At 45.7% G+C, this 12,133-nt stretch carries 11 protein-coding genes; all 11 read left to right on the top strand.

What is annotated here, in order from left to right:
• Positions 1 to 69 precede the first annotated feature (69 nt).
• The 11 genes from QTP81_RS05990 (at position 70) to QTP81_RS05940 (ending at position 11,983) form a co-directional block, all read left to right on the top strand.
• The gene (locus QTP81_RS05990; RefSeq protein ID WP_289364379.1) at positions 70 to 1,986 is read left to right on the top strand and encodes a methyltransferase domain-containing protein; all 1,917 of its coding nucleotides are present in this window, start codon (positions 70 to 72) and stop codon (positions 1,984 to 1,986) included.
• Complete coding sequence (locus tag QTP81_RS05985; protein WP_289364378.1) at positions 1,983 to 3,290, top strand: glycosyltransferase family 2 protein; 1,308 nt, start codon at positions 1,983 to 1,985, stop codon at positions 3,288 to 3,290. Before QTP81_RS05990 ends, QTP81_RS05985 begins: the two co-directional genes overlap by 4 nt.
• Before the next feature lie 10 nt (positions 3,291 to 3,300).
• Positions 3,301 to 3,891, top strand: coding sequence for an SIS domain-containing protein (locus tag QTP81_RS05980; RefSeq protein WP_289364377.1), 591 nt, complete (start codon positions 3,301 to 3,303; stop codon positions 3,889 to 3,891).
• Positions 3,892 to 3,893: 2 nt separating this feature from the next.
• Positions 3,894 to 4,910 (top strand): Gfo/Idh/MocA family protein, encoded by a 1,017-nt coding sequence (locus tag QTP81_RS05975; RefSeq protein WP_289364376.1) that lies wholly within the window; start codon positions 3,894 to 3,896, stop codon positions 4,908 to 4,910.
• 3 nt (positions 4,911 to 4,913) lie between these two features.
• Positions 4,914 to 5,564 carry an SDR family NAD(P)-dependent oxidoreductase gene (locus QTP81_RS05970; RefSeq protein WP_289364375.1) on the top strand — a complete coding sequence of 217 codons (651 nt, stop codon included), beginning with the start codon at positions 4,914 to 4,916 and terminating at the stop codon, positions 5,562 to 5,564.
• A complete protein-coding gene (locus QTP81_RS05965) occupies positions 5,564 to 6,631 on the top strand; it encodes an AroB-related putative sugar phosphate phospholyase (cyclizing) (protein ID WP_289364374.1) in 1,068 nt (355 codons plus the stop codon). Before QTP81_RS05970 ends, QTP81_RS05965 begins: the two co-directional genes overlap by 1 nt.
• The gene (locus QTP81_RS05960) at positions 6,628 to 7,545 is read left to right on the top strand and encodes a phosphoglycerate dehydrogenase (RefSeq protein ID WP_289364373.1); all 918 of its coding nucleotides are present in this window, start codon (positions 6,628 to 6,630) and stop codon (positions 7,543 to 7,545) included. The genes QTP81_RS05965 and QTP81_RS05960 overlap by 4 nt, the downstream gene beginning before the upstream one ends.
• Before the next feature lie 16 nt (positions 7,546 to 7,561).
• A complete protein-coding gene (locus tag QTP81_RS05955) occupies positions 7,562 to 8,269 on the top strand; it encodes an SDR family NAD(P)-dependent oxidoreductase (protein ID WP_289364372.1) in 708 nt (235 codons plus the stop codon).
• An 11-nt stretch (positions 8,270 to 8,280) separates the two neighbouring features.
• The gene (locus QTP81_RS05950; protein ID WP_289364371.1) at positions 8,281 to 9,429 is read left to right on the top strand and encodes a cytidylyltransferase domain-containing protein; all 1,149 of its coding nucleotides are present in this window, start codon (positions 8,281 to 8,283) and stop codon (positions 9,427 to 9,429) included.
• Between the two features lie 155 nt (positions 9,430 to 9,584).
• Positions 9,585 to 10,385 carry a flagellin N-terminal helical domain-containing protein gene (locus QTP81_RS05945; RefSeq protein ID WP_289364370.1) on the top strand — a complete coding sequence of 267 codons (801 nt, stop codon included), beginning with the start codon at positions 9,585 to 9,587 and terminating at the stop codon, positions 10,383 to 10,385.
• Positions 10,386 to 10,534: 149 nt separating this feature from the next.
• Positions 10,535 to 11,983: a sigma-54 dependent transcriptional regulator gene (locus tag QTP81_RS05940; RefSeq protein WP_289364368.1), complete on the top strand. Its 1,449-nt coding sequence runs from the start codon at positions 10,535 to 10,537 to the stop codon at positions 11,981 to 11,983.
• Positions 11,984 to 12,133 lie beyond the last annotated feature (150 nt).

The following is a 12,133-nucleotide window of genomic DNA, read 5'->3' as shown; positions in this document are numbered from 1 at the left end:
GAAAATAATTTTTATGTCGATACTAACACCATACCTATCATATAAAACGAATAGACCGCAGGGTGCTTAATGAAAGATCAGTTTAAACCCATTAGCTTTTTTGCCAATAAATCGATAGTACTCGCACCAGATAACGATCTCACTCGCCAGATGAAGGCGGATTTAGAAGCCACCGGCGCCAATGTAGTTGGCTTCTTTGACTCATATAAGCAAAGTGCAGACGGTGTTGATATCACTGCTGCAAACGCGGCAGATTGTATCGTCATCAATAGCCCGAACTATTGGCGTGAAATCGCCACCAATTTTGCAGCGCCCGCATTTGTTTATGACACCGCTTCTTTTCAATATATTGCGGTCAGTGACTTTGAGGCACTGTTGAACGCTTCGAACGACTACGATGTATTGCTGCTGCCGTTTAATCGTTCAAATGTAACGGATATGTCGTTACTGAGTCGTTCGTTAAGTAAAATAAATATCCGTTCTGCGATCATCGATATTGGCGGCGGCCCAGAATCAGACGTGACCCATGGGTATCAACAGAACAGCGATATTCCCCGCGTGCGCCGTGATGCATTAGCTAATGTTAATCGTCGCTGTGTTGTAGCATCGATCGACTGGGAACAAGCATTCGGGCGACCATTCATTCAAAGCGAGCGAGAGCGCGGTATTCTCACTATTGGTATGGTTGATGGTATCGAAGATTTCGAGGATACCGACTACAGCTATGATCGCAACGCCTATCAAACCGTCGAATATGTGATGACCATGGGCAGTGACGATTTAAAATTCCTGACTAACAAGGCGGACAAATGCACAGTTGTTGGCTTACCCAAACTATTTGCTATGTATCATCGGCCGGTCGACGAGCCCGATACGCCACGCGTAATGTTAAATGTAAACTTTACTTACGGTTCGTTTGAAGAAGCGCGAGATGGTTGGGTGTCTCAAGCTATTGCGGCATGTGATCAAGCGGGCGCTGATTTTATCATCTCACAGCATCCTGCGGACAAAGGGGAATTGCCCGCGGATAAAGTTTCTACCACGTCGGTCTATAAAACAATCGCCGAATCCTCACTTGTCATAACGCGTTTTAGTACAGTATTAATTGAAGCGTTGGCCTTGGGTAAACCCGTCATCTACTTTAACCCGCACGGTGAGCAAGTTAAGCTGTATAACGATCCAATGGGGGCGTTTGATATTGTTGATAACGAACAAGACTTGGCCAAAGCAATAGCTCACAATCTTGCGGTACGCGTCGACGTGCGCAAAAAGGCAGCACAATTCTTGGCGCGCAAATGTAACTTGCCAGCAGCCGTTGCTCCTTCAGATTTAGCAGCCCAGCGGGTTAAAACTCTCATCGAAGAACGCAGTCATGTGTCATTTGCACCGCCGAAAACATTTGAGTTACCTAGTCATTATGTATCGCGCACGGAATATCATCACTACGACGATACTGACTGCGAAGACGAGTGGCAACTGGAGGTCTATTTACATGCATTGGGCTTGATGAAAACTCACGGGTTCAAGCGCATTGTCGATGTCGGCGCAGGTTCGGGATATAAGCTCATCAAGTACTTAGGTGATTACGATACGCTGGGATTAGAATTGCCAGTCAATGTTGAAACACTGCGGAAAAAGTATCCAGAGCACAATTGGCAGGTGTCAGAGTTTACTACTGAGCATCAATTTAGTGCTGATGTTGTAGTGTGTTCAGATGTGATTGAGCACTTGGTTGATCCAGATGACTTACTGCGCTTTTTACAGCATCAAGAGTTCAAGTACTTGATTTTATCAACCCCTGATCGCGATTTGGTCTACCCGCCAGATTCACCTTTCCAGCTCGGGCCGCCGCGCAACAAGGCGCATCAACGCGAATGGGGATTTGCCGAATTCAGACGCTATATCGATAGCGCATTTGACGTGATTGACCATCGCGTCACAAACTATCATCAGGCGACACAAATGCTCATTTGCCAGAAGCGATGACTCAGCCCTACATCAGTATTGTCGTACCGGCCTTTAACGCTGAAACTTCGGTTTCAGCGACTTTGTGTAGCATCGTTAATCAAACGGCTTTTGAACAGTGCGAGCTGATTGTCGTCAATGATGGCTCGACAGACAGCACGCCGGAGCTTGTGGAGCGTACTTTGCGCGATATTCCCAACTCGCGCTTGCTAAATCAATCAAACAAAGGCTTGGGGGGCGCGCGTAATACTGGGGTCAGCGCGGCTACGGGTAGCTACGTTATGTTTGTCGACAGTGACGATCAATTAGCCCCTCTAGCGTTGCAAAAGCTCCTCACAATCATTCATGCAGAACACCCCGACATTATTGAGTTCGATTACGAGCGGCGTGCACCGGATGGACAATATATTTGGCGCATGCGACGCAGTGTGACGGGTAATTATGCAAGAGTATTGCGCTGCGAAAGCGACAGTTCAGCATGCTCTCGCGTGTTTTCGCTGGCATTGTTTAAGGACTACGGCATAGGTTTTCCAGAGCATAGGGTTTATGAGGATTTAGCCACAAGCTACAAGTTGTATTGGCATGCGAATAATGTGCAGGTCATAAAAGAACCTTTGTATCACTATTACGTTGCTGCAGAGTCATTAACCAACGTGTTATCAGACAAAAATATCGAGGATATGTTTTGGATGTTGGAACAAACGCGCGAATGGCTTGCCAATCAAGAAGAAGCTGAGCCGCAGGCGTTCAAAAAGCGTTTGGCGCTATGTGCACTTGCCTTAGTAAAAAAATTAGACAATCAATATTCTGCCGCTGCGTTACAACGTTTTGAGAAAATTCAGCAGCGCTTTATGCGCTTTGGTTATAAATTCGACGACTTTGATTTTTTCGATAACATTGACGACCAACCAACGCTGCTAAAGTTACGTCAATGCTTCTATTCTGCGTCAATGTCAGATAAGGTTAAGCATGATTCTGGTGGCGCCAACGAGGCGGCTCTGCTGCGCTTTAGCAAGCAGCTCAACACCGTCATCGAACAACTGACGCAACTGCAAGCCGAGTATCATCGGATCGTGCTATATGGCAATAGTCATTTTCGACGGTTGATAACTCCGTTACTCGAAGATAGTGTGATTTGCACCGTGGATTTGAACTATCAACAGTGGGAATTTGTTGAGGATCCGAGAAGACTAAAACAGCTCGAATACGACGTGGTTTTGATCTGTGTGTTAGGGCGAGAACAAGCGATCAGGAAATATTTAACTTCAGAAGTTGGAATTTCCGACGATAAAATAAAACAGATATACCTTATTGATACAGTTTAAGGGGAATACCATGCTAAGTTTTGTGCAGGGCTATATTGAAAGAATTAAGCAAGTGTTGTCGCGCATCGATCCACAGGAGATCGTTGACATTATTCAAGCGCTCGAGCGTTGTCATGCTGCATCTGGTCGTATTTTCGTTATGGGTAATGGTGGCAGTGCAGCCACAGCGTCACATATGGCAAATGACCTGGCAGTCGGTTTGAAATTACGCGGGATCCGCCAATTTGACGTAGAGAGCTTAGGTGACAATGTGTCAGTGTGTACTGCAATTGCTAATGACACGGGTTATGAAAATATTTTCAGCACACAGCTAGAAGGGCGCTTAAAGCCTGAAGATTTACTTATTGGTATTTCCTGTAGCGGAAACTCGCCCAATATCGTTAAAGCGGTTAAATACGCTAAATCAATCGGTACTCCTGTTGTCGGTCTTACCGGATTTGATGGTGGCGAACTGCGCAAAGATGCTGATCACGTTTTCCACGTTGCTACGGAGAAAGGTGATTATGGTGTGGTAGAAGATCTGCACATGATGGTTGATCACGTGATTTTTTCTTACTATCAACATTTACAATCAAGTGCTGAGTTAAAAGACGTAGGTTAAGTATGGCCCAGCTGAAATGCGGGATTGCCGGTTTTGGCAAAATGGGACAAATTCGTGCGCGAGAAATCGCGCATCATCCCGACACTGTGCTGACTGCAGTTTTTGAAACTAATCCTGATTACGCCGCTAATATTCCCTCCGCGGTAACCCAATGCCAATCCTTTGACGAATTGCTCAATGCCGACCTTGATGCATTATTTGTGTGCGCGTTTAACAATGTCGCTGCAATATACACCAAGCAAGGCTTAGAAAAAGGTTTACACGTTTTCTGTGAAAAACCACCGGCTAAGACGTCAGCCGAACTTGCTACTGTAATTGCGACTGAAGCAGACTCAGATCGAGTACTTAAGTACGGATTTAACCACCGTTTACACTATAGCGTTAGTCAAGCGAAGCAACTGATTGAACGCCGTGAATTTGGCCGTCTGATTTGGATGCGTGGTGTTTATGGTAAAGCGGGTAGCATCGATTATCACGAGAACTGGCGTAACTTTAAAAACTATAGCGGCGGCGGCATCTTGATGGACCAAGGCATTCACATGCTTGATTTGTTCCATCATTTGAGCGGGTTATCGTTTGACGTGACGGCGGCTCAACTATCCAAAGGTTATTGGGATGTCGACGTTGAGGACAATGCCTTTGTAACCCTCAAATCAGGCGACGTGATTGCGACCTTGCACAGCAGTGCAACGCAGTGGAAGCATAAGTTCCTGCTTGAAATGTGCTTTGAGAATGGTTTTATCAATCTCGATGGTATCTTATCTGAGTCGAGAAGTTATGCCCCGGAAAAACTCGTTACTGGGAAGCGCGAGTTCGAAGACATCACCTTTGCAATGGGTAAGCCGGCCGAGCAAACCGTGTGGTTTGAAAATGATGACAGTTGGCGTCTTGAGCACGCTGAGTTTGTCGCGGCAATACTCAATGATCAACCTCTGCCCAATGGCAATAGTGAAGACGCGTTAAAAGTTTTGTCATTGATTGAAGACATCTACGCGGTCAGTGGCTTTTACGACAATTAGTTTATGAAAATTTTACTCACTGGAGGCAGTCGCGGAATTGGCGCTGCGATAAAGTCTCGACTCGAATCACAACACCATGTGGTATGCCCAACACGCGATGAACTGGATCTGAGTTCACCGACAAGCGTTGCTCGTTTTCTCGAGAATGGCAATCAATTCGATGGCCTAATAAACAACGCGGGCATTAATATTATCAAACCGACCGCGCAAATTACCGATGCTGATATGCAATTGATTAATCAGGTTAACTATTTAGCGCCATTGCAGTTAATGCAAGCTATTTTGCCTGGCATGGCCGAAAGAAGCTTTGGGCGTGTCGTCAACATCAGTTCTATATGGGGAGTTCGCTCTAAAGCCCAACGTGCCCTGTACAGCGGCACCAAGTTTGGCTTGATTGGCGCAACCAAAGGGTTTGCTCGTGAATTTGCCGCTAGTAATGTTACGGTAAACGCGGTTTGTCCCGGGTTTACCCAAACTGAACTAACGCAGCAGTCACTGTCTGAATCAGAGAAAAAAGAAATCATTGCGCAAATTCCAGCCCAACGGATGGCCACGCCAGATGAAATCGCTCGAGTAGTTGCATTTCTTATCGAACCTGAGACTGCCTACTTGACGGGCCAATCAATCATTGTTGATGGAGGTTTTACGAGCTAATGATTATTCAATCGAATATTCATAACTACGAAGTGAAGTTTGAAGCTGATTTCGCCTTTTTTGACGCCTTAAAAGCGCAGCCCAATGCGGTGTTCGTTTGTGATGCCCAAATAGCTGCTTTGTATCCTTCATTACTATCTGGGGTGGCGTCGCACCGTGTAATGTTGATTGAGGCAATTGAGGAAAACAAAACACTGGATAAAGTCCAAGGTGTTTATCGCTTTCTAACCCCGTTTCCTGAAAAGAAGAAAATGCATTTAATATCGATTGGCGGTGGCATCATTCAGGATATCACGGGGTTTGTCGCGCAAACTTTGTACCGCGGCGTGCCTTGGTCGTTTCTCCCGACGACATTCTTAGCTCAAGCGGATAGCTGCGTAGGCAGCAAAACATCGCTTAACTTCGAGAGCTATAAAAATATACTCGGCGGGTTTTATCCTCCCAATACCATTTACATGTGTCCCGCTTTCCTCGATTCACTCTCGGATAGAGATTATTACAGTGGCATAGGCGAGGTGATTAAGTTCTTACTCCTCGATGATCTGCAAGCGCCGGACATTCAAGCTATCGAGAAACTTGCCAAGGCCTTGTATGACCGTCGCAATCGAATTGAGGCCATTCGCTCGTCACTAGCCGTAAAACAACGCTTTATCGCCGAAGATGAGTTTGATTTGGGGAAACGCAATTTGTTCAACTACGGTCACTGTTTTGGGCATGCACTAGAAGCAACAAGCCACTATGCAGTGCCTCACGGGTTAGCTGTAGTAGTCGGTATGATGGTCGCCAATGCTGTTGCCTTAGGTCGCGGGTTGATTAGCGATGAGTTTTTCACTGACGTGAACAAACGCTTGTTTTTGCCCACATTACCCATCACCTTTCAGGCCGACCATTTCGGTGCTGAAGCGATCGTTGAATGTTTGAAAAATGACAAGAAGCGGGTGGGTAAAGATCTGACCATGATCATTCCTAGTAGCGATACTATCGAGGCAATTAAAGCTGACGATGTAACGCCGCTTGAGGTAGACAACGCGATTGCCACGGTTTTACCCTTGTTGAGGGTTTCATGAAAGTAGCGATTACTTCAAAAGCATTCGCCAATAACCCAACTCTGCGTCAGGAAGTGGAGTCCCATTTCGAAGACTGTCGCTTCAACACAACCGGGCGTTTGCTAACTGAAACTGAATTTATCGAGTTTTTAACCGATTGTGATGGCGCAATAGTCGCTATGGAGGAGGTTGTAGCGCCAGTACTAGATACGCTGGATAAACTTAAAGTCATCGCTAAATTTGGCGTGGGTCTTAACAATATTGATTTGGACTACTGTCGTAGTAAAAACATACCCGTTAAGTGGACAGCGGGGGTTAATAAGCAATCCGTAGCGGAAATGGCTCTGGGCTTTATGCTGATGTTGAGCCGCAATTTATATGTGACCTCAAATCAGTTAAAGGCCGGGACATGGAATAAGTCGGGCGGCCAAAGTTTATATGGCAAGACGATTGGTATTATTGGCTTTGGGCACATTGGTCAAGAGTTAGCGCGGATTTTACAGCCATTTAACTGTCGTTTATTGGTCAATGACATCATTGACGTATCCACACAATGTGATGCGTTCGGAGCACAGCTAGCCAGTAAAACTGAGATATATGCGCGAGCGGATATCATTTCACTGCATACACCATTGGATGATTCAACATTTCATCTATTCGATAAATCGGCATTCGCTGCAATGCAACGTGCGCCGATTGTGCTCAATACCGCTCGAGGTGATTTAATTGATCTACCGGCACTACAACGGGCCTTAGAAACAGGTCAGATATCTGCGGCAGCAATTGATGTTTATGACCAAGAGCCACCACAGCACCCAGAACTTCTGTCCATGCCAAATCTAATTTGTACCCCTCACATTGGTGGTAATTCCAAAGAAGCTACGCTGGCTATGGGGCGCTCAGCGATCGCGCATTTAGTCGAACACTTGCGGTAAACGCCAGGATTTAAGCATGCATGAGTTTAACGATAAAAACGTACTGATTATTGGCAGTGAACGGGGCATTGGCAAAGCAGTCAAAGAACAATTGTACAGCGCTGGCGCAAACGTAATTGGTACGTCGCGCCATGCTGACGGCCAAGATTCTATCAAACACTTAGATCTTGCAGATAGCGCCAGCGTTGATGCGTTTTGTCATTGGCTAGAACAGGATTTCAGCTACGACGTCGTTATTTATTGTGCGGGTATAATTTTTCCTGAACCGGCCGATAAGATTACAACAGCAACGATTGACGATGTTATGGCAGTTAATCTGCACGCACCCATTCGGATTTTAGCGCTGGCAGGGAGCTTAATGGGCCAAAGAGGTGGTGGCAAGATTGTCGGCATCGGATCCATAGCTTCAATCGTTTCTAAACCCAATTCTACGGTTTACTCAGGAAGTAAGGCGGGATTTGTTGGTGCTTTGCGGTCTTTAGCTGTTGAGCTGGCAAGCTGTGGGGTGCTGATAAATACGTTGTCACCGGGGCCCACTTTAACCGACATGGTTGAAGAGTGGTTGAGTGATAGTGAACAACGCGTAATCGCGGAACAAATACCAATACAGCGATTAGCGCAACCAGAAGAAATTGCCCAGGCGTGTGTGTTTTTATGTTCAACAGCAAATACATACATCACGGGTCAAAACATCATCATTGATGGTGGCTTTACAAGTAAATAGGAAGTCTGTAAATGAAAATTGTGGCAATGATTCCAGCTCGTTTGGGCAGCAAGCGAGTTCCGAAAAAAAATCTACGGATGCTTGGCGATAAGCCCCTCATCGCGTATGTGACCGAAACCGCTAGAGATGCCGGGGTGTTTGATGCTGTTTATATTAATTCAGAAGCCCCAATCTTTGCCGAATTGGCTGAAGATTATGGCGTCAGTTTTTACCAGCGCCCGGATCAGTTTGCTACTGATGCCTCAAATAACGACGAGTTTTTGCTCGACTTTTGTCAAAACGTCGATGCCGATATTGTTGTGCAAATTTTGCCAACATCACCCTTTATCTCGGCTGAAGAAATACAAGCGTTCGTAAACGCTATGCAAGAGCAACAAGTTGATACATTGGTTTCAACCGTAGAGCATCAAATTGCGTGTGTTTATCAAAACAAAGGTGTGAACTTTAGTCCACTTGAGCCGCATATCTCATCGCAGGATATGCAACCCGTAGCGTCTTATGCAACGGTGCTTATGGGCTGGCAACGAGAAAAGTTCCTACAGAATATGGATAACCTAGGTTTTGGCTACCATGGCGGTGATGGCAAGATAGGCTATTTCCCGTTAAAGGGTTTTTCTGCTGTGGATATCGACAATGAAGAAGATTTCCGCTTGGCAGAAGCGGTTCTGGCGTATTTGGCGCAGAAGGGGGAAGCAAGCGAACCCAAGTATTACCAAAGTAAAGGAAATACAACTGCGCATCACAGTGAAGCTGATGTGCCTTCTATACTTAAAATAGACGGCATCGAACAGGCCGACTTTGACCATGAGAATGCACCACATGTGCATATTCCGGACTTAATTGCTGCCAAAAACAATACTAACTCTTGGTGTCATCGCTTAGTCAATACCGAAAGTAATAGCGCTACGCTGATTTCACAATTGCCAGGTCAAGGCAATCGCAAGCACTATCACCCAGACTGGAACGAATGGTGGTATATCATTGATGGTGAGTGGATCTGGGAAATTGAAGGTAAAGAATCTATCGTCAAAAAAGGTGATTTTGTATTTATGCCGAAAAACAAAGTACACAAAATTACCGCCACTGGAAATGGTCCGGCCATTCGCTTAGCCGTGAGTCGTGCTGACGTAGCCCATGTGTATCCAGAAGGACCTCAGTAGATCCTAACCTACGTATAACCAACTGCTCAGCAAAGCCCACTACTTTAGCTCTCGCTGGTTATACGTAGGTATATCAATTAATACCTGTCTCAGGCAACATTGTTTAATTTTTATTCGTCCTTTTGCTATACTCGAAAGAGGTATGAGGGGGAATTATGATTAATTTCAATACAGATTCAAATGCGTCAATTTTACAGCAGGTGCAACAGCGTCAAGACACGTTGTTAGAGCGCTTAGCCACGGGGCGGCGTGTCAACAGTGCGGCTGATGATTCCGCTGCACAGCAAATCATTGACCGATTGACGTCTCAAGTAGAAGGCAACCGCCAGTCTATTCGCAATGCTTATGATGGCGTGTCCTTGGCTCAAGTTGCTGAAAGTGGCTTAGAAGGCATCAATAACGATGCGCAGCGCATTCGTGAATTAACCTTGCAAGCGGGCAATGGCACATTAAATGATGCTGATCGTCAGGCGATTCAAGCTGAAATAACGCAACTGCAAGAAAATATCACACAAACAGTTGAGCAAACTACCTTTGGCGGTCGTCAGCTACTGAGTGAAGACGGTAATATTGATTTCCAAGTGGGCGCAAACGCAGGCCAGCAGATATCAGTCAGTACCAATGATGTACAATCACAATTGACCGATTTACTCAATGTCGATGTGACGTCCAGCGAAGGTTTGCAAGAAGCCCTAGCGGCGACTGATGAAGCGCTTGAGTTTATTGGTGGTGCGCGCTCAGAGCTTGGTGCAACACAAAACCAATTCGAGAGTGCTGCGCGTAACTTGTCGCAAACTGATGTCAACACTGCTGCCGCTCGTAGTCGTATTCAAGACACTGATTTCGCGCAAACGACATCTGAAAACGCCGCCGCGGGTGTTTTAGGTCAGTCAGCGTTGAGCGTGCAAGCGCAGGCGAATCAGCAACAAGGGCAGGTTTTAAGTTTGCTGAGCTAAGCAATTAACCACTTGATTTTATGCTTAAAAAGATGGCTTTAGCCGTCTTTTTTGTATTCTAAGACCTAATCTAGTTGCGTAAAATTCGGTTGCGGTTACAATCTTAGAGGCAGCATATATTAATAAAAACAATTGCGCTCGGGGTAACGATGAACCACATTTTGATTGTCAGCGATAATTCGGCAGTCATTCAGACTTTGCAAACCATCTTGCAATTTATGTCTGAAGAGCATGAAATCAGTGCCTGCGCTGATGCCGATTCGTCACTCAAAAAAGCCCCAGAGAATACAATTGTATTATTAGACCTAACCGCCCAAGAGAGTCCCCACCTTGTTAAAACGTATCCGCATATACCGTTTGTTGGTATCAGCGATACTGGCGACTCTGAAAAAGTCAGTAAGAACCTTGTTGCACACATAGGTTTGCCCATCACTTATCCATTCCTGACACAGGCATTGTATCGCGCCCAAGAGTATTTAAAGCGCAACCCTAACAACGTTAAGTCAGTACAAAGCAAAATGCGTTTGTTCCGTAGCTTGGTAGGGCAAAGCCCGCTGATTCAATCAGTGCGTAAGCTGGTTGAGCAAGTGGCACCTACGGATGCCAATGTATTGATTTTGGGCGAATCTGGTACTGGTAAAGAGGTCATTGCGCGCAATATTCATTTCATGTCGTCGCGCAAAGATGCTGAGTTTATTCCAATAAACTGTGGTGCTATCCCTGGTGAGTTGCTCGAGAGTGAGCTATTTGGACATGAAAAAGGCGCATTTACGGGGGCGGTTAACAGCCGCAAAGGTCGTTTTGAATTAGCCGAAGGAGGGACTCTGTTCCTTGATGAAATCGGTGACATGCCACTACAGATGCAAGTTAAGCTTCTACGCGTTTTGCAAGAGCGCACATTTGAACGCGTCGGGGGGACTCGACCTATAGCGTGTAATGTAAGGGTTATTGCTGCAACGCATCGCGATTTAGAAGGGATGATAGAAAAAGACAAGTTCCGCGAGGATCTCTATTATCGATTGAATGTTTTTCCGATTGAAAGTCCAGCGTTGCGCGAGCGACAGGAAGATATTCCGCTGTTATTGCAAGAGTTGGTCACTCGTATTCAAGATGACTCAGAAACGGTTGTTCGCTTTACCGAGCAAGCTATTAAGTCTCTAATGGAACATCCATGGCCGGGAAATGTGAGGGAGCTCAGTAACTTAGTTGAGCGTTTGACTATTCTCTATCCGAACCAATTAATCGATGTCAGTGAGTTACCCAGCAAGTACCAGCACGGGGAATTCGAGCAGTACGAGCCAGATTACCCGGAAGAAGTGCTTGAGCGGCAAGCGTTTAATGAACTGTTTGCTGAGTCTGCTGAACTTGACGAGAACAGTCATGACGTTACTTTGCCTCAAGCTGCTGATACAGCTCTACCTGATGAAGGGGTAAACTTGAAAGAGTATTTGTCAGAGCTTGAAATTAATTTAGTACTGCAAGCTTTGGAGCAATCGGACTGGGTTGTTGCTCGCGCAGCTGACAAACTCGGCATGCGCAGAACGACCTTGGTCGAGAAAATGCGTAAGTACAACATCCAACGCGAGGCTGAAGCGTAGCTTATTCCCGTTAAATCACTCGCATATTTTCCCACCGGTCAATGCATTGACTACACTTTCATCATGTAAGGCATTGATTTTAAAGTTTTAAAATATGGCACGGCACGTGCTATCTCTACTGTTAGTAAAACCGCTGACAGGTTTTTGACA

It is taken from the genome of Neoalteromonas arenosi (assembly GCF_030362855.1).
In the GTDB taxonomy this organism is placed as follows: Bacteria; Pseudomonadota; Gammaproteobacteria; order Enterobacterales; family Alteromonadaceae; genus Alteromonas_E; species Alteromonas_E arenosi.
This window is presented reverse-complemented; position numbering and strand designations above follow the sequence as displayed.